The sequence below is a fragment of the uncultured Planococcus sp. genome, from assembly GCF_947501725.1.
Classification (GTDB): Bacteria; Bacillota; Bacilli; order Bacillales_A; family Planococcaceae; genus Planococcus; species Planococcus donghaensis_C.
Map to the genome: position 1 here is coordinate 159,992 of NZ_CANMXD010000003.1, position 25,896 is coordinate 185,887.

The following is a 25,896-nucleotide window of genomic DNA, read 5'->3' on the forward strand; positions in this document are numbered from 1 at the left end:
ACTCTTACAATAACCTTCTCTTCTGAGGAGAAGATTAAGGCTTTATGAGAATTTGATGAGAAATACATGAAACTGTTCTCAGTGTCAATCATCCCACTCGACCGACATCGTATCACCGCGTATTGCATGGATTTGAATAGTCGCTTCTTGTTCGGTCTGATCATTTTCAATCTCCACCAAGTAGTAGCCGCCATCTTCCGTCTGTACAAACTCCGCTTCCTGGAGTTCTCCGTCTAAGGTGTTTTTAGCCAGTCGGACTGCTTCATCCCGTGTAATGATTCGTTCAGGTTCTGGTTCCTCCGCTGGAGATTCCGTTTCAATCGGCTCCTGGCTGATCTTCCGCACTTCCCCATTAGCTGCAGATAAGACAATCGTCGAGATCTGCGTTTCTTCCCTGACCTTGACTTCGTACTCATTGCGTCCTTCGTCGTAACTGATGCTGTCGACTGTCCCTTCAGCTTTTTCTAAAGCAAGGTCCTTCGCCTGCTGTTCTGTCAGTTCTTTAGCCATTGCCGTTTTTTCAATCAATTCCATATTTTCGACTTGACCGTTCTGTCGGTTGACCAATGCCAAATAACGCCCATCCGCCCGCTGAAATTCCACGCTGTAGACTTTACCGGATTCCGTGGTCTGTTCCACTTCTCCTCCATAAAGGGTAATCACCGTTTCATTCGCCTGTTCCATCGTTATCTCCTCTGAAGAATTCGGGAATAACAGAAACACCAGGACTCCTGCTCCTAACAAGATTGTCGCTGACGCCATAACCATCCATTTCCGCATCACAACCCCTCCTGATTTGAGTGTACATCCTCAACATTAAAATTCTCTGAGAAAATGATGGATACCGTGGTTCCCAGCTGTTCGATGCTTTCCAGCTCGATTTTGACGTTCAGGGAGTCGGCCAATTGCTTCGCTAAAGACAGGCCCAAGCCAAAACCGCCTGTTTCCCGGCTTCTGGCCTTATCGACCCGGTAAAAACGTTCAAAGACATAAGGCACTGCTTCTTTTGGAATGCCGATTCCCGTATCGCGAATCTGGATGACGGTGTCGCCATTTTTCCTCGCCACTACTTCGATCTTGTCCGAACTATATTTCCGGGCGTTATCGAGCAGGATATACAGCAACTGTTTGAACTTTGCCGTATCGGTCGTGATCGGCAGGGACTGTTCCGTGGTGATCAGCTTGAATTCACGATCGTAGGATGTGTTCATCGCTGTCACAGTCTGCTCCAATAAATCCACGGCGTTCACTTTTGTCCATTCAACTTGCGACTCACTTCGGCGGGCAATGTGCAGCAACTGCTCGATCAACGCTTTCATCCGATCGGTTTCTGCGCGGATGGCAGAAATGCTTTCCTCTGCAATTTTCTCATCGTGCATCCCTTGGCGCTCAAGCAATTTGGCATAACTGCCGATGACCGTCAACGGCGTCTTCAGTTCATGGGAAGCGTTGGAAACAAACTCCTCCTGCTTGGAATAATTCTCTTCCAGCAAGCCCATCATTTCGTTGAAGGTATGGCCCATTTGCGCCAGCTCATCCTGAGACTTCCCTTCTACGGGCAGTTTTTCAAATTGGCCGTTTCGCTGGATGCGTGTCATGGTCTTCGTAAGATTTGTAATGGGCTGTGTGACAATTTTCCCCAGCACAATACTGGAAATGATAACAGGAATCATCGCCAGTAAAGTTCCCACTACCAATACCAGACGCAGCGTATTCAAATTATTCGTCGTTTCCCGTAAAGATTGCGCAACTGTCAATTCCGCCACTTGGCCGTCTGTCCAGAAGATAGGTGCTTTGCTATAGGCAAAGCGCTCACCTTCCACGTTTACTGTTCCGGACTGTCCTTCCAATTCTGCGGGGAGCTCGACAGTCACTGACGGAGATTGGATTGGAGAAGGCTGTTCGCCTTCTGGAACAGTCACTTTCACAAGTCCATTGACTGGCATATATGCCCGCAGCACAATTCCTGGATCTCCAGCAGTTTCATTGAGATCAGCTACTAAGGCACTCGTTTCTGCCTGCAGCTGCTCCACTTCCGTTGAATAGGTCAATTGGCTGAATGAAAAATAAATGACAAAAGCCAGTACCAGCAAAATGACCAGCATCAACAAAGCGGAAGAGATATGGATTTTATTTTTCAGTTTCATAGCCTTGCTCCTTCAATACATATCCGACTCCACGGACGGTCTGGATGTAGGTGGAGTTTTCACCGGCGTCCACTTTCTTCCGCAAATAGCGGATATAGACATCGATTACATTGGTATCTCCGTAATAATCATAGCCCCACACCGCATTCAACACTTGTTCCCGGCTGAGTACCTGCTGTGGATTTTTGATCAGATACAGCAGCAGGTCAAATTCCCGTGGCGTCAATTCGATTATACGTCCGCCTCTTTTGACGTCCCGTGTACTTTCGTTCATCTCCAACTCATGGAAGCGGTGCAGCGTCGAATTGCCGTTGCCGTTCGATAAGCGCAGGCAAGCGCGGATCCGTGCCAACAACTCTTCGATTTCAAATGGTTTGGTGACATAATCGTTCGCTCCCAAATCCAAGCCGGCCACTTTATCTTTCACATCGTTTTTGGCAGTCAGTAAAATAACCGGAATTGACCCATCAGAAGAACGGATCCTTTTCAAAACATCCAGCCCGTGGATTTCCGGCAGCATCAAATCAAGCAGCACCAAATCCCAATCCTGTTCCCGGAATTGGATCAATCCCTCAGATCCTGTATGCGCGACCCCTATTTCGTACCCTTCAAACTTCAACTCCAATTCCAGTACACGTGCAATGCTTTTTTCATCTTCCACAATTAAAATGCGTTCCGCCACTGCCATCACCTCTTGGTATTTATCATAGCAGAAATACGAAAAGCGCAGGCAGCCGTTTAGCCCCGATAAGCGCTGGAAGTCTTACCGGTAATGGCGCTTTTTGCCATTGTCGGTAAGACTGAAGCGACTCGAGGGGCTGGCTGCTGGAGCCTGGACAATAACGAAAAGCGTAGGCGCCCATGTAGCTCTGACGGGCATAAGACAGACCAGTAAAGTGGCGCTCTCTGCCACGGCGCTGGGTTGGCTTATGACCCGAAGAGCTGGGCGCTGGAGACTGGACAATACGAAAAGCGCAGGCAGCCAAAAGCGCAGCAATCCGACAACGAAAAAAAGCGACCCGGAGGCCGCTTATCTCAATACCGTTTTGATCCATTTCGCTTTGTTTTTATACGGCGGAAAGACCAGATTCGTTGATAATTTGGTTGATTTCTTCAGAATCGATTTGGCATGCGTAAAGGTTTCGAAACTGGATTTCCCGTGATAGGAATTGATGCCTGACGTACCGATTCCGCCAAACGGCAGATACGAACTGCCCACATGGGAAACCGTATCGTTGATGCAGCCGCCGCCGAACGGCAATTGATCCAGGAAGAACCGGATCGCCCGGTCATTTTCCGAGAATAGGTAAGCCGATAAAGGCTTCGGCAATTTGCGGATTTGGCGAAGCAGCAACGGTAAATCGTTGTAGGTGATGATCGGCAAAATCGGCCCGAAAATCTCGTCTTCCATCGAAGGACTGTCCCACGTGATGTTGTCCAGGAGCACTGGCTCGATGTACAGGTCAGCTCGGTCCATTTTTCCGCCATAAATGACATGATTGGCTTCCTTCTGCACGATTTCCGCTAATCGGTCAAAATGCTGCGTGTTGACGATGCGTCCAAAATCCGGGCTTTTTTGTGCATCTTTCCCGTAAAAGTTCTGTATTGTTTTCGTCAATTTTTTCAGGAATTCGTCTTTAACTGATTCGTGCACACAAATATAATCCGGTGCCACACAGGTTTGCCCAGTATTCATCAGTTTTCCCCAAGCAATCCGCTTCGCTGCCAGATCAAGATTTGCAGTCTGATCCACAATTGCCGGGCTTTTGCCGCCGAGCTCCAATGTAACCGGTGTTAACCGTTCCGATGCCGCTTTCATGATGACTTTCCCGACATTGACGCTGCCGGTGAAGAAAATGTAATCGAATGAGGCGTGGATTAGAGCGGTCACTTCTTCCCGCTCGCCTTCCACTACACGAATATAGTAGGAAGGAAACGCTTCCTCAATGATGGTGCGGATGACTTTTGCTACGTGAGGCGTCGCTTCAGAAGGTTTGACGACTGCACAATTCCCGCCGATGATGGCACCGATCAAGGGCTCCATCACCAGTTGGAAGGGGTAATTGAAAGGCCCGATGATCAAAACAGAGCCATATGGTTCACGGATGACAAAGCTTTTCGCCGGCTGAAGATGAATCGGTGTCTTGACTTGCTCCGGCTTCATCCAGTCTTCCAGGTTTTTCGCCATGCTGCCGATGCTGTCGAGCACAAATCCCACTTCCGTGGCATAGGCTTCAAATTCACTTTTGCCCAAGTCTTTCTTCAAGGCATCGATCACTTCAGTTTTATGGGATTGGATCACCTTTTTTAACCGATGCAATTGCTCAATCCGAAACTCTCTTGATTTTGTGTCACCTGTATAAAAATATGTGCGTTGTTCTTCAATCATCTGTTCCACGTCAGTTGCTGTAAAATTCATTTTCCAACCTCCTTCAAGTTTCTTCATTATACCAATTAAGGCCTCTGATTCAAAAAATGAACACTCACTCAGTCAATAAATGATCGATATAGCGTTGGACGATCAGTCCTTCTTCAAAATTGACCAAAAGAGTCGATTGATTATTCATTTCCTCAAAAAGCGATGGCACATCTTCAAATTCATTGATCAATTGGCGGTCTTCGCCTTTTAACGATTCGTAAAGATCTGACCAGTTCTCTAGAGTCAGAACCCCTTGCTCGCCGTAAACCTTGAACTGGAGCAACTCTTTTTGTCCGATACCGCTTATTCCTGTTACGAGGAAAGGAATCCGGTCGCGGGTCAGTCCATGGGCGATCAATCCGGTTTCACATCTATCAATTTCTTCCGGATAGCTGATGTAATGGGAAGTAAACGATAAGTCACCGAAAAGCCGGTTCATCAATTGAAAATAATGGGGAAAGACTTCACGGACAAATCCGCCCTGAGCTCTCGACCCGATCCATGGATTCTGCTGCCACAACCTTGGCCAATCGGGGAAAAAAGTCTGTAATTCAATCCGGACTATTTTTCCGATATGGCCGCTCTTGATGCGCTTGGCCATTTCGCGGACTGCCGGTTTATACATCAGCGGAAAATGCATAGCCGTTTGGATGCGATTATCCTGCGCGGCAGCTGCCATCATTTCGCCGCCTTCCACATTATGTGCCAATGGTTTTTCACATAGGATATTGATTCCAGCACTGGCGGCAAGTTCAGCGATTTCGGCATGAAAAGCTGGCGGTGTCGCAATATAGACCCAGTTGATATCCGAATGGAGAACTTCCTCCACTGATTTCGCCATCGGAATTCCGTAGGTTTCGCTGATTTGTGTGAGCCGTTCCGTCTGTTGGTCGTAGACTGTTCTGATCTGTATATGGTCTTCCTGCTGAATCTGTTTAATGATCCGTTCGCCGACAATTCCCGCTCCAATGATGCCTATTGAAATCATTTAGAATCTCTCCTTTTAAGGCCTTCCGGCTTTTTTTACGCTGTTTGTTTATTAGTGTAACCTTTGGGGGTATAGAATAGTCAAACAATACCATTACTATCTGAGGAGGGAATATGATGAATAAACAACCGAATTGGTGGGAACCTATTTTTACAGGAGAATTGGAAGTTGGGGTCAATAAAGAAAAGCTCGAAAGCCTTACCGAAGAATCCATCTTGTATTACGGCGAAGCTGCACAGCAAACGGAGCCAGCACTTTAATTGCTGAAGCCTATAGACGACTATTGCCGCTGCCATACATAAAAACGCCTTGTTCAATTTATGATTGAAAGAGGCGTTTTACTATGCAAATTTTCAGGAAGACTGCTCTCGGGCAAAGCCCAATAACCAGCTGTCTGATTGCCACAAAGCCCACTATTCCATATAATGATGAGGAAACGAAAGCAGGGATCCTTATGAAATTGAAACTTATATTACTGGCTCTATTCTTTCTCTCAGGCTGCAGCATGTTGGAGACGACGGACACCGCCGGCACGACCGACCAGATCGATGTCGAAGTGACACAGGTCATTGATGGCGATACCATCAAAATCATCTATGAAGGCGAAGAAGTGACCGTCCGCTACCTGTTGATGGATACACCGGAAACCAATCATCCGCGCCTGGGCGAACAGCCTCTCGGCAAAGAAGCTACTGAAGAAAACAAACGGCTGATCGAATCGGGCGATGTATCGATCGAATTCGACGTCGGCGACCGCTTCGACGATTACGACCGCTTGCTGGCCTATATTTATGTGGACGGCGAAAGCGTACAGGAACAGATGATTGAATCCGGACTTGCCAGAGTCGCCTATGTTTTCCCTCCAAATACACGCTACCTCGATGACTTCGAGAAAGCCGAACAAATTGCGCGAGACAAGGAAGCAGGCATTTGGCAGTACGAAAACTATTCCACTGACCGGGGCTTCAACGCAGATGCATTCGGGCAAGGTTCAACCGGAAATAATAACAGTCCTGCTACTGAAGAACCGACTGAAGGCGATTGCGAGATCAAAGGAAACATCAACCGCAGCGGCAATAAAATCTATCACTTGCCGAGCGATTCCTCCTACGAGCAAACCAATCCCGAAGAATGGTTCTGCACTGAACAAGAAGCACAAGATGCCGGCTTCCGGGGTGTTGGCCAATAGGACAGAGGCTCTTTATCCAGCTTTCTTCCGCCCGGATGCCTGATAAAAGGCAGATCGTATTTTTCTTCTTCAAAAACTATTGACTTTTTCCGTGGACAAGCTATACTTATATTTGTCCTGGAAATTGAGATTCCTTAGCTCAGCTGGGAGAGCGCTACCTTGACAGGGTAGAGGTCGCTGGTTCGAGCCCAGTAGGAATCATACGTGTTAGATTGAAAAACCGCGCAGCCTCATTGGCTACGCGGTTTTTTTATGTCCAATATTCCATCAAGCTGCAGACAGCAAGCTGAAAAACCAACGGACCACTATTAAATTAAAAACAATAATAGGACGATCAGTAAAATACCACCATAGAAATAGAACCCATCTTGAAAGCTTATGCTCTCTTCGCCAAAGAAATACAAATTTAACCGCTTCATTTCATCATCCCTTTTTTAAATTCCTCTACTAATCTGCCCTCAATTCTTTTCATTCAACCGTCACAATCGAAACCACTTCATCCATCGGCAGCCTGTGCTTTTCAACTTGATTTCCGTAAATCAACATGCGGCTTCTTGCATCGATGCCTTCAATCGTCCCCCTATGCTCATGGATCACGCCGTCCTTCCAGCTGTGGATAAGGACTTCGCATTGGCGTTTCAGTGCGATGTCCATCTCCTCCTGGAGCAGCTGCAGGTCGTATTCGTTCAAGTCGGGTTTCAGCACCTTTTCGTCTTTTTCGTACCACTCCCGGATCATTTCGACATGTTCCGGCAGCATTAAAGCTGTCCATTTGATCTTTCCACGGTCTTTGATGTCGCCTACGGTCTTTAAATATTTATTGCGCTTCATCGGACCACTCCCCTTACTCTTTATTGTGCCCGCCGATCAGTTTCGTCCGCGCTATGGCTGTGCCTGCCTGTGTACCCGATATACCCCGGTAAATCGCCGAATAGCCGTACTTTTTCCGTATGTTGTCCATGGCTGTTCCAAGACTTCTGTTTTCGAACTTCCGTTCATCAAAAAGGCTTAACTGCATCGATGATTCTTCTTCCAAGTTGCTGATGGACAATGAAATCTGCCGGACGGGTTTGTGCTGGAAATGTTCTCTGAAAATCGCCTGGCAGACCTGATAAATCATCAAGGTGTCATTTGTCGCTTCTTCAATAGAGCGCGAGCGGGAAAAGCCCCCACCGAAAGCAGTCTTGCTGTATGTGATACCTAAATGTATGGTCCGCCCTGCACGGCGGGCTTGGCGCGTCCGCATCGCTACGTCTTCGCACATTTCCAGAATGATCGTCATGATGTCTTTTTCTTCTATGTAATCCTGATACAGAATCTGTCCTTTTCCATAACTGACCTGCCCCTCTATCAAAGGAGACCCCAGATCCGATAAGTCGATGCCATTCGCGTGCTGGTGCAGCTGATTGCCCAGTATCCCGAACCGTTCTTCCAGCAGGGAGACATCCGCACTGGCCAAATCCCCCACACAAAAGATGCCCATGCTGTTCAAGGTCTTTTCTGTTTGTGATCCGATGCCCCACATTCTCCGCAGAGGCGCAACAGGCCATAACTTCGCTGCCACATCAGCATATGTCCAATAGGCAAAACCCGTTTCCTTCGCTTCCAGATCCAGGGCCAGCTTCGCCATCAGCATGTTTGGCCCTCCGCCGACTGAGGAAGGCAGTTTGAAGCTATCCAACAACTTCTGCTGGATGCGGCGCATGGTGAGTTCAGGCGATCCCCATAACTTTTCAGTGCCTGTAAGTTCAATGAAACTTTCGTCCACACTATAGATATGAATCGACTCTTTTGGCACATAAGTCCCCAGTAGTTCAGTGATGGCCATGGACTTCTCCAAATACAGCTTCATTTTCGGTTCAATCAGCAAGATGTCCGGATGATTGGGGATTTCAAAAAGCCGCGTGCCGGTCCTCACACCAAAACGCTCTTTCATCATCGGTGAAGCAGCTAAAACCACACTTCCTTTCCGCTCCTGATTCCCGACAACCGCAAGACAGACTTCCAGTGGATCCAATCCCAGTTCGACCGCAGAAACACTGGCATAAAATCCGCGCATGTCGATACAGAATATGGAGCGTTCCGGCAGTTCATGACCCTTCATCGTCGCCACCTCCCTAAAGGGAACGTATGTTCTTATTCTATACCACCAGTATGACAACGGCAATCCTTTTTGCGAAAATAAAAATTCCGGTCTTTGTTTTATTTAGTTCGAAGCGGAACAGAATCCGCTTTTCCGAGGCTATTCTGCTGTTTTCACTTCAATCAACCCGGGGATGGTTGGCCTTCAGTTTGTACAGAAGAATTGCAGCCTGAATCAACGAATTTTCTAACAACTTTACATTTGGCTGATCGCGTATTATGATAGTCCAAGTAAGAGATTTGACATCCATCGTTCTTATCAGCGCAACGGAAAACAGGACAGAAACCGTTTCCGCCCTGCAGGAATCATTGGGTGCCAAACCCACTGCAAGCTTTAGGAACAAAGTTTGCTTTGAAAAAGTCATCGCCTTCGGGTGATGGCTTTTTTCGTTTTTTTCATATTTTTCTTATGATAAAAAAACACAAAACCGGCCGGGCTAATGCCCGGCCGGTTTTGTGTTCAATTATGCTTCTGCTGTTTTAGCAGGTTTTTTATCGCGTGCCAGCCATTGGATTCCGAACAGAATCACAAATGCGACAGCGCCAATCGTATCAGACAAGCCTTCCGGATAAATCAAAGCCAAACCGGTTGCAAATGTCAGGACACGCTCGAGCCAGTTGAGCTTCCGGTACCAATAGCCGATCAATCCGGCGCCAATAGCAATCATGCCTGTAATGGCGGTGATTAATACCCAAATCAGCTCAGGCCAGGTCGTGTCGATCATCAGAAGGGCTGGTGACAAAACGAACATATACGGAATGATGAACGCTGCTATCGCCAGTTTAGCCGCGATGAAACCAGTCCGTATCGGCTCACCACCCGAGATTCCTGAAGCCGCAAATGCTGCTAAAGCAACCGGAGGGGTGATATCGGCGATGATTCCGAAGTAAAATACGAATAAATGGGCAGATAAAGCGACCACAAGCGGTACCGCTGCTCCAACCGGCTCATCTATCATCAACAAAGTGATGATGGCTGGTGCCGCTATCGTAGAGGTAATGACATAGTTGGCAGTTGTCGGTGATCCCATACCCAGGACAATCGCTGCCAGCATCGTGAAGAATAGGGTCAGCAGGATATTTCCGCCTGAAGCGGAAACCAGTCCATTTGCCAAACTTAAACCAAGGCCGGTCTTTACAACGACCCCGACGATGATCCCTGCTGCCGCTGTTGCTGCTGCAACAGCAAGTGCAGTCCGAGCACCGTCAACCAATGCTAAGATGATGTCTTTGAAATTCAAGCGTGTTTCTTTATTGAAAGCACTGACAAAAATCGTCAGCAGAATCCCGTAAAGCGCTGCTTGCATAGTCGGAATACCAATCAACAGGAAGAAGATGATCGCAACAATCGGCAGGAGCAGGTAAATCTTTTTCAAGACTTCCTTGCGGTCCGGCATTTCTTCCGGTGAAAGGCCCTTCAAGCCGATTCGCTTGGCTTCGAAATGGGTCATGATCCAAACCCCTGTGAAATATAAAAGAGCCGGTATTGCGGCTGCTTTGGCAATTTCCCAGTAAGTCACTCCCCCGATAAATTCCACCATCAGGAAGGCTGCTGCCCCCATAATCGGTGGCATCAACTGACCGCCGGTGGAAGCTGCCGCCTCCACCCCGCCGGCAAATTCTTTTTTATAGCCTAATTTTTTCATCATCGGAATCGTATAAGAACCCGATGTAACAACATTGGCAACAGAACTTCCGGAAATGGTTCCCTGCAGGGCACTTGAGAAAATAGCTACCTTTGCCGGTCCACCCGTTAAATTCCCGGCCAGGGATACAGCCAAGTCATTAAAGTACTGTCCGACTCCTGTTTTCACCAGGAAGGAGCCGAATAACAGGAAGGTGAAGATGAAAGTCGCCGATACGCCGATCGGTGTCCCCAATATTCCATCCGTGGTATAGAACATCAACTGAACGACTGAGTCCAGATCTTGTCCTCTATGGCGCAGGAACCCTGGGAAATAAGGACCGAAAAAGGAATAGGCCAAAAACAAACTGGCAATGACCGTAATCGGCATTCCCACTGCACGCCTTGTCGCTTCAAGTGTCAGCAGGATCGCTAAAACACCGACGATCAAGTCCAATTCAGTGACCCGCCCCAGACGGAACACCAAATCGTCATACATAATCGGCCAATAGGCAGCTACGCCGATCGACAGCAAGGCCAGGATATAATCGTACCAGGCAACTTTAAGGCGGTTTCCTTTACGTTTTCTGGCAGGGAATAATAGATAGATCAGGGATAAAGCAAATCCTAAGTGAATCGACCGCTGAATATAGGCGGTGTATTGACCAAAAATTGCCGTATAAAGCTGGAATAGAGCAAATGCCAATAATCCGAAAAAGACCACATGTTTAATGATTCCGCTTAAATCCCGTGTATTGGATTCGGGATCATATCTTTGCAGGATTTCTTTCTGTTTTTCTTCTGAGATGTAGGATTCATCCTCTGGTGGAAGCTTTTGCTGTTCGCGTTCTTCTGGAGGCAACTTATCGCTCATCAAATCTCACTCCTTTTCTTAGTTGAAATAGGGATAAGCGCTCTACCCGAAAAGTATACGACTTACCTCTTTCAAGCGTTTTTTTCAAATCCATCTGGTGCCCTTTTGTAACAAATGACAATCCCGCATCAACATCCCCTACAAACAGCCGGAACTCAGGAACTTTCCTTGTCATGTTCTTGATAAAGTATTTCCCGTCTTTTTCGACAAAGGTCTCTCCTTCTCCTGCATTTGAAGGCATGCCAATATTAAAATCTTCGTATTCAAGCTCTGTCATCATCAGCTCATTGTTTTCCATTACTTTGTAGCTCTCGATGACTTCCGACAGATGGATTGAATGCGTATACCTTATTTGGAAATACGGACTTTCCACCGGTAGATAAGCCGCTGTTTCTTCAGTCTGATTATCGATAAATACATAATGCTTATGGAAAGGGAAGAATGCGATTAAGGAGCCGATTAAGATGAGGGCAATCAGTAAAGGAAGAAATTTCTGCATCCGGAGAAACTGCATAGACCATTCTCCTCCATCTTTAAAACAAAGAACTGACGGCAGAGCTCACGCTTTACCGTCAGTTAATCGCTCATTCAATTAATTTACTTCGTCGAAATACTTCTGAGCTCCTGGGTGGATATCGATTCCGATTCCATCAAGAGCCGTTTCAGCTTTGATAAATTCAGCTTTTGCATGCTGGATTTGATCTGTGTTTTCGTAGATCGCTTTCGTGATATCGTAGACAAGATCTTCCGAAAGGTCGTTCTGGACCACTAGCATCGCGAGAACAGAGACAGTTGGAACTTCCTCAGTCAAGCCGTAGATGCCGGATGGTACAACGTCATGGGCATAATATGGATATTTCTCGATCAGTTCGTCAGCTTTATCCTGCTCTACAGGGACAATGACAACGTCTGAAGTAGCTCCAAGGCTTTCGACTGCGCCAGTCGGAGTTCCTGCAGTGATGAATGCCGCGTCAATCTGGCCTGATTGCAGACTTTCCTGCGACTCACCGAAGTCAAGGTTCTGTGCATCGATATCTTCCATTGTCATACCGTGGATTTCCAATAATTGTTCAGCGTTAATATAAGTCCCGGATCCAGGAGCACCGACAGAGATGCTTTTGCCTGCCAAGTCATCAAAAGAAGCAATACCGGAATCCGCAGTCGTAACCAATTGAATCGTCTCCGGATAAAGTGCACCGATTGCAGAAACAGTATCGATCACTTCGCCTTCGAACATGTTCGATCCTTCAGCAGCATAGAAAGCTGTATCCGTCTGCACGAATGCGATCTGTGCAGCGCCATCGGCAAGTGCCGTCATGTTCGCAGCAGAAGCCTGCGAAACTTCAGCCGTGGTATCCAAGCCTGTTTCGTTTTCAATGATCGTCGCCATTGCGCCGCCAAGTGGATAATAAGTTCCTGTCGTTCCGCCTGTCAGGATGCTGAGGAATTCAGGATCAGAAGCCCCGCCTTCGCCTTCTCCTTCGGGTTCTGTAGTAGCTGCATCATCTCCGCAACCTGCCAAAAATACAGATCCTGCAAGAGTTACAGCAGCAAATAAACCAAATTTCTTTTTCAACATAAAGTGACCTCCCTTTTTTCAAATAGTATTCCATGTTCCACCTTCATAATAGCATGTCTTTCTTACTAGTTTCAATGCATTTCAGTAAATACAAGCGCTTACAGCGGGAACATTTAGATAACTCCTCACGTTTCAGCGCCTTCTACATGGGTTTCGGGAGTCGTGTCTTCTGGAGCGAGATCTTCAAATGTTCTGCCCTGCTCTTCAAGATCACGTGTCCGGTGGGCAATGCGGGCGGATGCACACGCCGCGACGCTTGCTACTAAATCATCGAGGAATGTATGGACCTGGCCGCCGTATTTTGTATCCAGGTTATGGATAATGCCTGTTTTGTTTTTGTCCAAGTGGCCAAATGTGGTCACGGCGATGCTGCCGTATGTTAAAACTGCTCCCAGCCCGATCATTTCATCGACCCCGAAGAGCCCTTCATCCGATCCCACGATCTGTTGGAGCGGTCGGGATAATTTCCCCTGCTCTGCCAATTCATCCAATTCAATCCCTACCAGAAGGGCGTGCTGCATTTCGCGTTTACGCAAAACACTTTCGACCGATTCCATGCAATGTTCAATCTTCAGCCCCTCATTGAAAGGCAGCTGCATATCCAGGACAATTTTGGCTATGTCTTCATTGGTGACTCCTCTGCGCTCCAGTGCTTCGTGCGTTGCTTTTGTCACGTCGTCTGAGTGTACTCGAAATCTTCCGCCATCCATATCAAAAACCCCTTCCCTCTATATAATTGGTGTTCTTTTCCCATTATACCTTGTCGATTCATTATGGTACAATTTTCTTACAAAACCCTAGAGGAGGCCTATCAATGACTACTGGAAAGGTAGAAGATTTATCCATCTACAGCAAGGAACTTCAAGAAGACATGCAATTGCTTGTCTATCTTCCTTCCAATTTCTCGCCCTTATATAAATATACGCTGGTCATCGCTTCTGACGGCAAAGACTATTTTCAACTGGGGCGAATTCCACGAGTGGTGGATGAGCTATTGGAAAATCAGGAAATCGAAAACATCATCGTGATCGGTGTTCCTTACAAAAGCGTAGCTGACCGGAACAAAAAATACGAACCGACCGGCGAACAGCATGGTGCCTATCTGCGTTTTCTGGCGCATGAACTGGTTCCCTTCCTGGACGAAAAATACCCGACCTATCAAGTAGGCATGGGCCGTGCATTAATCGGGGATTCGCTTGCAGCGACCGTGTCTTTAATGGCTGCTTTGAAATATCCTAACATTTTCGGCCGCGTCATCCTGCAATCACCTAAAGTGGGAGATGAAATGCTTACAGCAGTGGAAGCATTTAAATCAGCCAATTCCTTTACCGTTTATCACGTCATCGGAAAGGAAGAAACAGCTGTCAAACTAAGCAACGGCGGAACCGAGGATTTTGTCGGACCAAACCGGAAATTAAATAATTTAATGAAAAATAAAGGGTTTTCGATCTTTTATGAAGAATTTGAAGGAGACCACACTTGGAGACATTGGCAGCCCGATTTGCGGCGTGCATTGATTCAGAACTTCGGCATGTAGAGGCTGCGTGGTGCTCCAGGGCATAATTGGCACTAGGATAGAAATGGTTATTACAGACAAGGAGGTCGTTAGGATGAAATATGGAGTTGCAGCTTTTCCTTCAAAAAAATTGCAGGATCTCGCCAATTCGTACCGGAAACGTTATGATCCGCATTATGAACTGATTACCCCTCATATGACATTGAAAGATCCATTTGAGGCGGATGCATCTAAAATAAAAGATGTGGCAGCAGAAATGCAGAATATCGCCAAGCGACAAAAACCGTTCAAATTGCACGCTACGCGTGTCAGCACGTTTTCTCCGGTTACCAATACCCTGTACTTCAAAGTGGAACCGAATGCTGAAATTACTGACTTGCACGAAGACCTGCATTCAGATTTCTTCGGCGGTATGCCGAAACATTCTTTCGTACCCCACATCACCATTGGACAGAAGTTGTCCGATACAGAACACGCCGATGTTTATGGCCAACTAAAAATGGCCGGCATCGAACATGAAGAAATCATTGACCGTATACACCTGCTCTATCAATTGGAAGATGGTTCATGGACCGTGTACGAGACATTCCGATTAACTGGAGATGATCAGTAAGTGCTGAAAGTAAAAATTGCTGAAAACCAATTAGAAAAAGAACAGGCTTTCGATGTCCGCAGAAAAGTTTTTGTAGAGGAACAGCAAGTTCCGATCCACATTGAAATGGATGAATACGATGACAGCGCAATCCATTTCGTCGGCTATCAGCTTGCGCAGCCAATTGCTGCCGGACGCATCCGTGAAGTGGAGTCAGGACTTGGCAAAGTTGAGCGCGTATGCGTACTTTCCGAATACCGTGGACAACAGATCGGAGTCATGATGATGAACGAGATGGAAGAATATGCACGAGCACATGGGCTATTCAGACTGAAATTGAATGCCCAGACCCATGCACTTGCCTTCTATGAAAAGCTTGGCTATGAAATCACATCCGATGAATTCATGGACGCCGGTATTCCCCACAAATCGATGGAGAAAGTCGTTGCCGGATAATAGTCTAAATCAAAAAGCAGATCAACCGATAAATCGGCTGATCTGCTTTTTGGTGTTTTTAAAGGATGTGGTATCCGCTGTCTACATGGATGGTTTCGCCTGTGATGCCGCGCGACATGTCACTGAAAAGGAAAGCAGCCGTATCGCCCACTTCTTCAGGAGTGGTATTGCGGCGCAATGGTGCTTTTTCTTCGATTTCATGCAGGATTGAATTGAAATCGCTGACCCCTTTTGATGATAGGGTACGTATCGGACCCGAAGAAATCGCATTGACCCGGATGCCGAGTCTTCCAAGATCTGCCGCCAAGTAACGAACCGACATTTCGAGAGAAGCTTTTGCTACACCCATGACATTGTAATTCGGCATTACGCGTTCGCCGCCGATATACGTCAACGCTACAATACTGCCGCCTTCTGTCATCAATGGCTTTGCATTTTTCGCGATATTGGTCAATGAATAGGCGCTGATATTTTGTGCCAATAGGAACCCGTCTCTTGATGTATCCGAAAAATCACCGGCCAATTCCTCGTTCTTCGCAAAGGCGATGCAATGTGCCAGTCCGTGGATGGTTCCCACCTGCTCTTTAATGGCTGTAAAGCATTCCGCTACAGCTTCGTCGTTCGTCACGTCACACGGCAAAATCAGTTCGTGGTTGCCATCGAGCGTCGCTACCAAATCGCGGACAGATTTTTCAAAACGTTCACCTGCATACGTAAAAATCAGGTTTGCACCCGATTGATCCAAAGAACGTGCGATCCCCCAAGCAATGCTCCGCTTGTTGGCTACTCCCATAATGACGAAAGTCTTTCCTTTTAATGATATTGACATGTCCATTCCTCCTGCGTCTGTTATTATTACCTGGTACTAATAATACATCACAAAAAAGAAAAGTGCAATTCGCACTTTTCTAGAGGCTGCTCAGGAACGTAGTCGCTAAGCCTAAATAAATCAAAATCGAAATGATATCGTTTAAAGTGGTGATAAAAGGGCCTGAAGCAACAGCGGGGTCGATTTTCATCCGGTGGATCAATAATGGGATGAACGAACCGGCCAATGTTGCTACAAAAATGGAACTTGAAACAGCCGTTCCGACCAATACGCCGATCAGCAATTCGCCTTTCCAGAAGTAAACCAGACCAACGACGACAATACCGCAGACAATACCGGTAATCAGCCCCGTCCCGGCTTCCCGGAACAACAGCTTCATTTTGCTTTGCTCTTCGATATCGCCTGTTGCGATTCCTCGAACTGCTACAGCCAAAGCCTGGGTACCACTGTTTCCGGCCATTCCGGCAATCAGCGGAATAAAGACAGCAAGCAAGGCCACCTGATCCAGTGTCGCTTCGAACATTCCCATCAAATTGGCGGTCAGCATGCCGAGGAAAGTCAACAGGATCAACCACGGCAAACGTTTTTTTGCCGCAGTGAACGATCCTTTGTCAAACGTATCCATATCAGAAACGGCTGCCAGTTTGGAGTAATCGTCCGATGCTTCTTCTTCCAGCACGTCAATGATGTCATCGACCGTGATGATGCCGAGCAGATGATGCTGGAAATCGACAACCGGCAAGGCCAGGAAATCGTAATCCTTGATCATCCGTGCCACTTCTTCCTGATCTTCACTGACAGAGACGCTGACAACACGGTCATTCATAATCGATTTGATCAGCGTGTCTTCTTCTGCAAGGATCAAGTCACGCAATGTCACGATGCCAGACAGTTTTTTATCGTCATCGATGACAAAAACATAGTAAATGGTTTCCGCATTCGGAGCCGCATTGCGAAGAATATTCATCGCAGACCGGACCGTTGAATTTTTCGGTATCGCCACAAATTCCGTGGTCATAATGGAACCGGCAGTATACTCTTCGTAATGCAGCAAGTCCTTGATTTGCTGCGCAGACTCTTTGTCCATGATCGTCAAGTAACTGGCGACCTGTTCTTTATTCAGTTCGTTTAAGACATCGACCGCGTCATCCGTATACATATAGGATAATAGATCGGAGGCGTAACGCGCGTCCATCTCTTGGAAGAGATCTTCGTAGTCATCATCATCCAATTCAATAGCTTCAAAAATATCCGCCATCTCTTTAGGAGAGAGATACTGATAAAGCAATTGCCTGGTCTCCGAATCCGCCTTTTCATAAAAACTTGCCTGGTCGTATGGATGGTGCGATAAAAACTCATCGCGGAATTCTTTTACATCTCCGCGTATAAGCAATTCAGTAAACAATGCATCATTCAATTCTTCATCACGTACTACTTTTTCTTCCATCATGTATACTCCCTCCTTTCGAAGATTCTCTCTGCTTGCTATAGTAGTCTATACGCTACACCATGCTTATGTATAGTAAACTCCAAAACAAAGAGGTGTGTAAAATGAAATACGATATTATCGGGGATATTCACGGCTGCTATCAGGAGCTGCTGCAGCTCATTGCCCGTTTAGGCTACGAAAAGCAAGGCGATGTGTTCATCCATCCGGAAAACCGGAAACTTGCTTTTGTCGGCGATGCCATGGACCGTGGCCCTGAGTCCCTCAATGTCCTGAGATTATTGTTTGCGTTGCAGGACGCAGGCATCCTCTACTATTCCCCTGGAAATCATTGCAATAAACTTTTCCGTTACTTTAAAGGGAACGATGTCCAGCTGACACATGGCTTGGAGGTGACTGTAGATGAATGGCAGCAGCTGCATAAACCGGAAAGGCAGCAATTCCGAAAACGCTATATCCATTTCTATGAACAGCTGCCGCATTATCAACAGCTTGAAAATGACCTGATTGTCGCCCATGCCGGCTTGAAAGCCGAAATGATCGGCAAACCGCTCAGCAAAGGCATCGCAGTATTTGTCCTGTATGGCGACATCACCGGAAGATTCCATGCTGATGGCCGTCCTGTCCGACGGGATTGGGCCAAGTCCTATAGAGGACAAAAATGGGTGGTGTATGGCCATACACCGACAGCCGAACCTTATTTCGTCAACCGCACCGTCAATATCGATACCGGCTGTGTGTTCGGCGGTTCCTTGACGGCTTTCCGCTTTCCTGAAAAAGAAATCGTTTCTGTCCCTTCCCTGCAGCCGTATCAACCCGACCGCTTTCACATCTACAGTTAAATGAGCGACTGCATATCTTTATTCAATGAAGAGCTGAAGAACAGTTTGTCTCCTGAAACCGGGTGGAACAATTCCAATTCCGTACAATGGAGCGCCTGGCGTTCCAATAGGTCCCTCTTGCCGCCATACAAATCGTCCCCTACCAATGGATGGCCGATATGGGCTAAATGGACACGGATCTGATGGGTTCTGCCGGTATTCAATTGCAGGTTGATATGCGAGTAGCCTTCCAGTCGCCGGAGCACACGGACTTCTGTTTCTGCAAATTGGCCATCGTTGCGGACTTCCCGTTCAATGATGCTCTGATTCTTCCGTCCGATGGGTGCGGTTATGGTAAATTCGTCTTTGCCTATTTGTCCATGCACCAGCGCTTCATACCGCCGTTTCATCTTTTTCTCCTGCTGCTGCATGGAGATCATATGATGGATATGGCGGTTTTTTGCGATACATACAAGCCCGGATGTATCCCGGTCCAACCGGGTCGCGATATGCAGAGTCGACGGAATGCCATGGTCATTGAAATGCTTGGCAACGATATTGGCCAGACTGCCGAAAGGATGTTCACGGGAGGGGATCGTATTTTGCAGAGGCGGTTTTTCAACGATCAGCAGTGCCTCATCCTCATAGACGATGTCCAGTTGTCCGTCTTCTGCCACAAGTCCTTTTCCATGTTCTTCATTCGGAAAAATAACGGTCACAGCATCACCTTTTTCCAAGGCATGCCTGACCGTTACTTCTGCACCGTTCACTAAAATCTGTCCGCCTCCGTATTTTACGGAAGCGAGTGTTCGTTTGGAGATGCCCCACTGCCCCAATGCTTCACGGAGCAGGCTCTGGGCGTCAGCAGTATACGTCAGTTGAAAAGGTTTCATGGCGTTCAATCTGAAAGCTCGCTGTCGATAAAGGAATCATGGACACGCTGCCAGAATGGGAATGAACGGAATCTTGCAAACCGAACTTTTTCGCTGGCCACTTTGTATTCGATTGATTTCACATCTTTATGGAGCAGCTGCAGATGATCGACCGTGACCATGAAGTCAGGTGCTTTCACCGGGCGTAATGCACAACGGTGATGGCCAGGCAGAACCAGCGGTGATCCAACTGTACGGAAAACCCGGTTATTGATGGAAGCCATCTCCGTCAATTGCATCGCTTGAAGTGAAGGGTGGATGATGGCGCCGCCAAGCGCCTTATTGTAGGCCGTGCTCCCCGAAGGAGTGGACATGCACAGGCCGTCTCCTCTAAAGCGTTCAAAATGACTTTCGTTCAAAAAGACATCCATGACCAATGTGACATCCGGAGACTTCACTGTCGATTCGTTCAACGCCAGATAAACAGCCGGCTCGTCCAGGTTCTGATAATGGATACTGACTTCCAGCAAGGGATATTCGATCACTTCAAATTCTTTTTTGGCAATCGATAAAACCAGCTTTTCAATTTCAATCGGCTTCCAATCGGCATAAAAGCCAAGATGGCCTGTATGTATCCCGACAAAGGCGACATCCGCGAGTTTTTCGCTGTATTTATGGAAGGCGTGAAGCAAGGTACCGTCTCCCCCAATCGACAGGACGACATCCGGCGACTCCTCATTCCACTCCATTCCGAAATCCTCCAGGTAATCCCTGGCAGTGGCCATCAACTTGTTGGATAATTTGTCGCTTCTCGATATAATATAAAATTTCATCTTTCTGATCGACCTCCCTCTCTATCGGCTCGGAAATGTGTTCCGGGTGATTCCTTGAATTCGGTGAAATAAGCTTGCGCTTCCTGAATTTCATCCCGAATCTGGGACATTTCCTCATCCAATTGGAATGCGGCTTCCGCTGCACGCTGTAACCGATTCTTTATCTCTTCCGGAAAAACACCTTTATATTTGTAATTCAAGGAATGCTCAATCGATGCCCAGAAATTCATAGCCAGTGTACGGATCTGGATTTCCGCCAAAATCAACTGCTCACCATTGATGGTTTGGACCGGGTATTCCACAATCACGTGGTAAGAGCGATAGCCGCTCTGTTTTTCCTGGGAGATATAATCTTTTTCTTCCACAATCCGCAAATCTTTGCGCTGCCGCAACAGGCCGACTACGGTTTCAATATCCCCGACAAACTGGCACATCATCCGAATTCCGGCAATGTCCTGCAATTGATGGGCAAGCTCTTCGGAAGGCTCAAACGGAATGCCTTTTTCCAGGGTTTTGTCGTAGATGCTCGCTAAAGGTTTGACGCGCCCGGTCACGAACTCGATCGGTGAATTTGTATTCCCATTCTCAAACTGGCTCCGCATCCCTTTAAATTTAACCTTCAATTCATCCACTGCCTGTTTATATGGTGCTAAAAATCGATTCCATTGACCCATTTCCGGTCCTCCTCACTTCTTTCAAGATCGTGAAGCAAGTGCCTCATGAAATGCTTGTTCTACAGCGGTACGGAAAGCTTCGCCGTAATTGTCGTTGCCTTCTATATTTTCCACCAGCATCCATAGCTCTTCGTGGAAATCCGCCAAGGGCATGACTTGCTTGCCCCACGTAAGAAGCGGAACTTTTTTCAGCTGCAGCGCCTTGGTCATCGCTGGCCATGTATGTATATCAAATTGAACATATATATATTCTGTACCCGTATCCAACAAATAGACAAACGCCTGATTGTCGGAATCCGTCAACATTTGGCCAGATGCTTCAATTGCTTCGGCCGGTTCAGTTTCTTCGATGAAGAATTCAATTTTATCGCCATTGATTTCAGTTCTGTTTACTGCCACTAATTTATGCAAATCAATACTTCCTTTCTGGCTTCTTGATAATGATATTTTAACACAGCTCTGCCATTCGTTGCAGTTTGCACTAAACTATCCGATAATGAAGTTAACAGAGAGGTGTTCACTATGACAAAAGAACTCGAAATCGAATTTAAGAACATGTTGACCAAAGAAGAGTATAAACGTTTGCTGAAAGATTTCGCCGCTCTCCATGACGGCCCCATCACCCAGCACAACCATTATTTCGATACCGCTGATTTCCGGCTGAAAGAGCAGCTCAGTGCCTTGCGGATCCGCAATAAAAGCGGCCGCTTTGAATGCACCTTGAAAATTCCTGCTCCAGTCGGACATTATGAAATCACCGATAAATTGACCAAAGAGCAGGCACGCCGGATGCTTGAACTGGAAACCTTTGAAGCAACCGAAGTATCTGTGGCCCTTCGAGAACTTGAAATACCGCTGACTGCATTGAAGCCGATCGGAACCTTGACCACACACCGTGTGGAATTCGAATATCTCGGTGGCCTTTTGGTGATCGACCATTCCGAATACAATGGCCATGAAGATTTCGAGCTGGAATTCGAAGTGGCAGACGCTGAAACCGGCCATGAATATTTCTTGAATTTCCTGCAGCAGCAAGGGATTCCCGAACGTCCAGCACGAAAGAAAATTGCGCGCTTCATGGATTCAGCTACTCCACGTCCTGCCGGTCAATAGTTTTGAAACCCTAAATTTTGTAAACTTCACAATCGATTTGGTTGAGATATTCAAGCTGCGTTGTTAGAATGAATTTACAGCTAAAGCAAAGGAGACACGATGATGACTGGAAAACCGATTATTCCGTACGAAGAAATTGGTGCGGAGAGATTATCACAGTTAGTCGATGCATTTTATGCGCGCGTAGCGGCACATCCAAAGCTGCAGCCTATTTTCCCAAATGATCTTTCAGAAACCGCCCGTAAACAAAAACAATTCCTAACCCAATATTTAGGTGGACCGAATATTTATTCAGAAGAACATGGACATCCGAGATTAAAGGCAAGACATAATCCATTCGCTATTACACCTGCTAGAGCTCAGGCTTGGCTTGAGTGTATGAGTGAAGCAATGGACGAAGTGGGGTTGAGCGGAAAATTCCGTGAGACTTTATACAATCGGCTTGTTTTAACTGCACATCATATGATCAATGCGTCTGACAGTGAGGAGGAGTTGGAGTGAGCAACCTGGACCTGGCTCAAGAAATTCGTGAGCCTGCGAATTCTTTCAAACCAATGGAACTGTATGTTTTTGTAGATCCTTTGAACCCGGAATGCTGGGAGCTTCAGGCTGTCATCCGGAAGCTACAGATTGAATACGGCCATTATTTTTCCATGCGCATCGTATTGAGCACACAATTATTCAACTTAAACAAAGCAACGCTTTCAGCTAATATCGATACCGATAACTTAACTCACCCTGTATTGCCTTCTGTTGCCATCAAAGCTGCAGAACTTCAGGGAAAACGATCTGGAAACCGCTTCCTGCACAAATTACAGGAGCATCTATTCCTTCAGTCAAAGGACGTCTCTTCTTACAGTGTCTTGTTGGAAATTGCGGAGGAAGCAGAGCTGGATCAGGAAGAATTCAAAACGGATTTTCATTCTGTACATACCGCAAAAGCTTTTCAATGCGATTTACAGATTACCCGTGAGATGGAAATCACTGAAGTCCCCAGCATTGTATTCTTCAACGAATGCATTGAAGATGAAGGCGTCAAAATATCCGGACTTTATTCATACGATGTGTATCAAACGATTTTACAGGAAATGATGGGGGAAGAAAGCTTGAATCGGCAAACCCCACCTCCTTTAGATGATCTCTTCACAAAATTTTCGACCATGGCAACCAAAGAAATTGCTTCTATATACAATATTTCCGAACAGACTGCAGAATGCGAGCTTAAGAAACAAGTTCTTCAACAAAAGCTGGAACGCATCTGCATGCCGAAAGAAACTTTATGGAAAGTAAAATAACCTGCCTCCCCTTTGTGGGAGACAGGTTATTTTTTTCGCTCAGATTTAACTTTGGAAAGTATTTTAAGAGTTTTGGAAAGTAATTCGCTTCCAGTGGAAAGTATTTGGTTTGAACTTGGGTTTAGACTTAAAAGTGGACACTTGCACTTTTTTGGGCGCCCAGCTCTTTGAGTCATAAGCCAACCCAGCTGCGTGGCAAAGAGCGCCACACTGCCGGTCTGTCTTATGCCCGGCAGAGCTACATGGGCACCTGCGCTTTTCTTGTTGTTCAGCTACAGCGCCCAGAACCTCGGGGTCTTAAGTCAATTTGCCTGTGCGGCACAAAACGCCGCTTCGGCAAACTGCCTTAAGCCTGTCGGTTCTAAACGGGCACTTCCGCTTTTCTCTTCCCAAAGCGAAAGGCGCCTTCCACGTCCGGAAGGCGCCTTTCTATATTACACAAAGGGGATGGGAGAAATGTTCACGCTCAAACAAAGGGGTGTATGTTTGTATGTGATTTATTTCACAACGTAATCTTATCACGGGATAATAGTTAATGCAATAATTCACAAGGACTTTCACAAATTCGTCATAATTAAGCTTATTTTTGCTATCTTCATTTTCTTTTTAGTTATTTCAAAATAACTAAATAACAGAAGCTGATCTATAAAATCAGCTTCTGCCCTCATTTTATTTATTCAACAATAACTTTTCAAGTTCATTTAACTTTTGTTCGAAAACTTTACAGGCTTCTTCAACAGCTTCTGACTGCGTCATATCGACACCCGCTTTTTTCAGCACTTCGATCGGATAGTCCGAGCTTCCCGCTTTCAGGAATTCATTGATATAACGATCTACAGCAGGCTGGCCTTCTTCAAGGATCCCTTTGCTCAACGCTGTAGCCGCACTGAATCCTGTGGCGTATTGGAAGACGTAATAATTATAATAGAAATGTGGAATCCGCGCCCACTCTAAACCGATTTCTTCATCGACTGCCACGTCCGGTCCAAAGTATTTTTGGTTCAATTCATAATAGACTTCAGTTAAGCGATCGGCTGTCAACGCTTCCCCGTCCTGATCCATTTTGTGCATCAGGTGTTCGAATTCGGCAAACATGGTCTGGCGGAATACGGTTCCTCGGAATCCATCAAGCCAATGATTCAACAAGTAAATGCGTTCCTGATCGTCTTCTGTGGACTTCACCATGTATTCGTTCAGCAGAGCTTCATTGGTCGTCGAAGCCACTTCCGCTACGAAAATCGAGTAATCTCCGTAGACGTACGGCTGGTTTGCACGCGTATAGTAACTATGGACACTATGGCCGAATTCATGCGCCAGTGTAAACAGGTTATCTACATTGTCCTGCCAATTCATCAGGATATACGGATTAGTTCCGTACGCACCGGAAGAGTAAGCTCCACTGCGCTTTCCTTTGTTCTCTTTCACGTCCACCCAGCGGTTGTCGATGCCTTCTTTGACGATTCCTACATATTCCTCTCCGAGTGCTCCAAGCCCTTTAAGCATGATGCCCGTGGCTTTTTCATATGGAATCTCCATTTTCACTTCTTTGACTAAAGGTGTATGCAAATCCCACATGTGAACCTTGTCGATTCCCAGCACTTCTTTGCGCAGTGCTGCATAACGGTGCAATAGGTGGAGGTTATTGTTGACGGTCTCCACCAGGTTATCGTACACTGCTTCCGGAATATGGTCATCAGCTAAAGCCGCCTGGCGGGCAGAATCAAACTTCCGGATACGCGCTTCGACATTATCGCGTTTGATATTGCCTGATAAAGTAGAAGCAAACGTGTTGCGGAATTTGCCGTAGGTTGCATAAACTGCTTTAAATGCATCTTCGCGTACCCGGCGATCTTTGCTTTCAAGGAACCGGATATAGTTGCCATGTGTAATCTGCACTTTTTCCCCTGATTCATCTTCTATTTCCGGAAATTCAAGATCTGCATTGTTCAGCATTCCGAATGTCTCTGAAGAGGCTCTGCTCACTTCAGACATTTGAGCAAGCAGCGATTCCTGCTCTGCAGGCAAAACATGCGGACGCAGTGAATTCAATTCCTCGAGCGCCTGTTTGTATAAGCTCAAGCCTTCATGATTGGCTACGTAGTCATTCAGCACGGATTCCTCCAAAGCGAGAATTTCAGGCGTCAGGAATGACAAGCCAGCTGATACTTTCGCAAATAATGACTTAATCCGGCTGTCCATCGCCTGGTATTTCGAATTGGTGGTGTCCTGATCGTAGCGCATATGCGAATACGTATATAGACGTCTCATGCGCTCCGTCAACTCATCTTTATACACCAGTACCTTATAAAGAGCTTCAGCACTTTCTTGCAGTTTCCCTTGATACGATTCCGCTTGATCTCCTAAAGCAGCGACTTCAACGAACTCTTTTTCCCAAAGCTCATCGGTTTCAAATATATCTTCTAATCTCCAAGTCAATTCTGTTGGAACTTCTTCTCTCGTCAATACTTTGTTAACCATTTAGCTTC

Annotated in this window: 27 protein-coding genes and 1 tRNA gene; 10 read left to right on the top strand and 18 right to left on the bottom strand. The window is 46.5% G+C overall.

What is annotated here, in order from left to right; genetic code table 11:
• Positions 1 to 84: 84 nt before the first annotated feature.
• From Q0785_RS05385 to Q0785_RS05405, 5 genes are all read right to left on the bottom strand, one after another.
• Positions 85 to 780: a PepSY domain-containing protein gene (locus Q0785_RS05385; RefSeq protein ID WP_298826671.1), complete on the bottom strand. Its 696-nt coding sequence runs from the start codon at positions 778 to 780 to the stop codon at positions 85 to 87.
• Positions 780 to 2,147, bottom strand: a complete 1,368-nt coding sequence (locus Q0785_RS05390; RefSeq protein ID WP_298826673.1) for a HAMP domain-containing sensor histidine kinase — start codon at positions 2,145 to 2,147, stop codon at positions 780 to 782. Before Q0785_RS05390 ends, Q0785_RS05385 begins: the two co-directional genes overlap by 1 nt.
• Entirely contained in the window at positions 2,131 to 2,829 is a 699-nt protein-coding gene (locus tag Q0785_RS05395) for a response regulator transcription factor (protein ID WP_298826676.1), read from the bottom strand. The genes Q0785_RS05390 and Q0785_RS05395 overlap by 17 nt, the downstream gene beginning before the upstream one ends.
• Positions 2,830 to 3,177: 348 nt before the next feature.
• On the bottom strand, positions 3,178 to 4,566 hold the full coding sequence (locus Q0785_RS05400) for an aldehyde dehydrogenase (RefSeq protein ID WP_298826679.1): 1,389 nt from the start codon (positions 4,564 to 4,566) through the stop codon (positions 3,178 to 3,180).
• Between the two features lie 64 nt (positions 4,567 to 4,630).
• Positions 4,631 to 5,554: a Gfo/Idh/MocA family oxidoreductase gene (locus Q0785_RS05405; protein ID WP_298826682.1), complete on the bottom strand. Its 924-nt coding sequence runs from the start codon at positions 5,552 to 5,554 to the stop codon at positions 4,631 to 4,633.
• A gap of 116 nt (positions 5,555 to 5,670) precedes the next feature.
• On the opposite strand from Q0785_RS05405, the gene Q0785_RS05410 reads away from it, so the two are divergent.
• The 3 genes from Q0785_RS05410 to Q0785_RS05420 all read left to right on the top strand — a co-directional run bounded on the left by Q0785_RS05410 (position 5,671) and on the right by Q0785_RS05420 (position 6,944).
• Positions 5,671 to 5,814: a hypothetical protein gene (locus Q0785_RS05410; protein ID WP_298826684.1), complete on the top strand. Its 144-nt coding sequence runs from the start codon at positions 5,671 to 5,673 to the stop codon at positions 5,812 to 5,814.
• Positions 5,815 to 6,008: 194 nt separating this feature from the next.
• Positions 6,009 to 6,743, top strand: a complete 735-nt coding sequence (locus Q0785_RS05415) for a thermonuclease family protein (RefSeq protein ID WP_298826686.1) — start codon at positions 6,009 to 6,011, stop codon at positions 6,741 to 6,743.
• A gap of 128 nt (positions 6,744 to 6,871) precedes the next feature.
• Positions 6,872 to 6,944: transfer RNA gene (locus Q0785_RS05420), tRNA-Val, on the top strand.
• 267 nt (positions 6,945 to 7,211) lie between these two features.
• Here Q0785_RS05420 and Q0785_RS05425 read toward each other — a convergent pair.
• The 6 genes from Q0785_RS05425 to Q0785_RS05450 all read right to left on the bottom strand — a co-directional run bounded on the left by Q0785_RS05425 (position 7,212) and on the right by Q0785_RS05450 (position 13,672).
• Positions 7,212 to 7,574 carry a YolD-like family protein gene (locus Q0785_RS05425; RefSeq protein ID WP_298826688.1) on the bottom strand — a complete coding sequence of 121 codons (363 nt, stop codon included), beginning with the start codon at positions 7,572 to 7,574 and terminating at the stop codon, positions 7,212 to 7,214.
• Between the two features lie 13 nt (positions 7,575 to 7,587).
• The gene (locus Q0785_RS05430; RefSeq protein WP_298826691.1) at positions 7,588 to 8,847 is read right to left on the bottom strand and encodes a UV damage repair protein UvrX; all 1,260 of its coding nucleotides are present in this window, start codon (positions 8,845 to 8,847) and stop codon (positions 7,588 to 7,590) included.
• A gap of 502 nt (positions 8,848 to 9,349) precedes the next feature.
• Positions 9,350 to 11,383, bottom strand: a complete 2,034-nt coding sequence (locus Q0785_RS05435; protein WP_298826694.1) for a TRAP transporter permease — start codon at positions 11,381 to 11,383, stop codon at positions 9,350 to 9,352.
• On the bottom strand, positions 11,373 to 11,897 hold the full coding sequence (locus Q0785_RS05440) for a DUF1850 domain-containing protein (protein ID WP_298826697.1): 525 nt from the start codon (positions 11,895 to 11,897) through the stop codon (positions 11,373 to 11,375). Before Q0785_RS05440 ends, Q0785_RS05435 begins: the two co-directional genes overlap by 11 nt.
• Before the next feature lie 78 nt (positions 11,898 to 11,975).
• Positions 11,976 to 12,962, bottom strand: a complete 987-nt coding sequence (locus Q0785_RS05445) for a TAXI family TRAP transporter solute-binding subunit (RefSeq protein ID WP_298826700.1) — start codon at positions 12,960 to 12,962, stop codon at positions 11,976 to 11,978.
• 125 nt (positions 12,963 to 13,087) lie between these two features.
• A complete protein-coding gene (locus tag Q0785_RS05450; protein ID WP_298826703.1) occupies positions 13,088 to 13,672 on the bottom strand; it encodes a phosphatidylglycerophosphatase A in 585 nt (194 codons plus the stop codon).
• 104 nt (positions 13,673 to 13,776) lie between these two features.
• Between Q0785_RS05450 and Q0785_RS05455 the strand changes: the two genes are divergently transcribed.
• The 3 genes from Q0785_RS05455 to Q0785_RS05465 all read left to right on the top strand — a co-directional run bounded on the left by Q0785_RS05455 (position 13,777) and on the right by Q0785_RS05465 (position 15,526).
• Entirely contained in the window at positions 13,777 to 14,499 is a 723-nt protein-coding gene (locus tag Q0785_RS05455; RefSeq protein WP_223633873.1) for an alpha/beta hydrolase-fold protein, read from the top strand.
• A gap of 73 nt (positions 14,500 to 14,572) precedes the next feature.
• Positions 14,573 to 15,091: a YjcG family protein gene (locus tag Q0785_RS05460; RefSeq protein ID WP_298826710.1), complete on the top strand. Its 519-nt coding sequence runs from the start codon at positions 14,573 to 14,575 to the stop codon at positions 15,089 to 15,091.
• Positions 15,092 to 15,526, top strand: a complete 435-nt coding sequence (locus Q0785_RS05465; RefSeq protein ID WP_223633877.1) for a GNAT family N-acetyltransferase — start codon at positions 15,092 to 15,094, stop codon at positions 15,524 to 15,526.
• Positions 15,527 to 15,584: 58 nt separating this feature from the next.
• On the opposite strand, the gene fabI is transcribed toward Q0785_RS05465, so the two are convergent.
• Both fabI and mgtE read right to left on the bottom strand, forming a co-directional pair.
• Entirely contained in the window at positions 15,585 to 16,355 is a 771-nt protein-coding gene (gene fabI, locus Q0785_RS05470; protein WP_223633880.1) for an enoyl-ACP reductase FabI, read from the bottom strand.
• A 79-nt stretch (positions 16,356 to 16,434) separates the two neighbouring features.
• Positions 16,435 to 17,805 carry a magnesium transporter gene (mgtE, locus tag Q0785_RS05475; RefSeq protein ID WP_298826719.1) on the bottom strand — a complete coding sequence of 457 codons (1,371 nt, stop codon included), beginning with the start codon at positions 17,803 to 17,805 and terminating at the stop codon, positions 16,435 to 16,437.
• A 101-nt stretch (positions 17,806 to 17,906) separates the two neighbouring features.
• Here mgtE and prpE point away from each other — a divergent pair, with 101 nt between their 5' ends.
• Positions 17,907 to 18,644 carry a bis(5'-nucleosyl)-tetraphosphatase PrpE gene (prpE, locus tag Q0785_RS05480; RefSeq protein WP_298826722.1) on the top strand — a complete coding sequence of 246 codons (738 nt, stop codon included), beginning with the start codon at positions 17,907 to 17,909 and terminating at the stop codon, positions 18,642 to 18,644.
• Here the strand turns inward: prpE and Q0785_RS05485 are convergent.
• From Q0785_RS05485 to Q0785_RS05500, 4 genes are read right to left on the bottom strand one after another with little or no spacing between them, the layout of a single operon-like run.
• Positions 18,641 to 19,516, bottom strand: coding sequence for an RluA family pseudouridine synthase (locus tag Q0785_RS05485; RefSeq protein WP_298826725.1), 876 nt, complete (start codon positions 19,514 to 19,516; stop codon positions 18,641 to 18,643). The two genes, prpE and Q0785_RS05485, sit on opposite strands and share 4 nt — an antisense overlap.
• Before the next feature lie 5 nt (positions 19,517 to 19,521).
• Positions 19,522 to 20,328 carry an NAD kinase gene (locus Q0785_RS05490; RefSeq protein WP_223633891.1) on the bottom strand — a complete coding sequence of 269 codons (807 nt, stop codon included), beginning with the start codon at positions 20,326 to 20,328 and terminating at the stop codon, positions 19,522 to 19,524.
• Positions 20,325 to 21,002, bottom strand: coding sequence for a GTP pyrophosphokinase family protein (locus Q0785_RS05495; protein ID WP_223633893.1), 678 nt, complete (start codon positions 21,000 to 21,002; stop codon positions 20,325 to 20,327). The genes Q0785_RS05490 and Q0785_RS05495 overlap by 4 nt, the downstream gene beginning before the upstream one ends.
• A 21-nt stretch (positions 21,003 to 21,023) precedes the next feature.
• Positions 21,024 to 21,413, bottom strand: a complete 390-nt coding sequence (locus Q0785_RS05500) for a hypothetical protein (protein WP_298826732.1) — start codon at positions 21,411 to 21,413, stop codon at positions 21,024 to 21,026.
• A 111-nt stretch (positions 21,414 to 21,524) separates the two neighbouring features.
• Between Q0785_RS05500 and Q0785_RS05505 the strand changes: the two genes are divergently transcribed.
• The 3 genes from Q0785_RS05505 to Q0785_RS05515 all read left to right on the top strand — a co-directional run bounded on the left by Q0785_RS05505 (position 21,525) and on the right by Q0785_RS05515 (position 23,410).
• Positions 21,525 to 22,115, top strand: a complete 591-nt coding sequence (locus Q0785_RS05505) for a CYTH domain-containing protein (RefSeq protein ID WP_298826734.1) — start codon at positions 21,525 to 21,527, stop codon at positions 22,113 to 22,115.
• A gap of 102 nt (positions 22,116 to 22,217) precedes the next feature.
• Positions 22,218 to 22,616 (top strand): globin, encoded by a 399-nt coding sequence (locus Q0785_RS05510; RefSeq protein WP_223633900.1) that lies wholly within the window; start codon positions 22,218 to 22,220, stop codon positions 22,614 to 22,616.
• A complete protein-coding gene (locus Q0785_RS05515) occupies positions 22,613 to 23,410 on the top strand; it encodes a ClpXP adapter SpxH family protein (protein WP_223633903.1) in 798 nt (265 codons plus the stop codon). The genes Q0785_RS05510 and Q0785_RS05515 overlap by 4 nt, the downstream gene beginning before the upstream one ends.
• Before the next feature lie 669 nt (positions 23,411 to 24,079).
• Here Q0785_RS05515 and pepF read toward each other — a convergent pair.
• On the bottom strand, positions 24,080 to 25,888 hold the full coding sequence (gene pepF / locus Q0785_RS05520; protein WP_298826741.1) for an oligoendopeptidase F: 1,809 nt from the start codon (positions 25,886 to 25,888) through the stop codon (positions 24,080 to 24,082).
• Between the last annotated feature and the right edge of the window lie 8 nt (positions 25,889 to 25,896).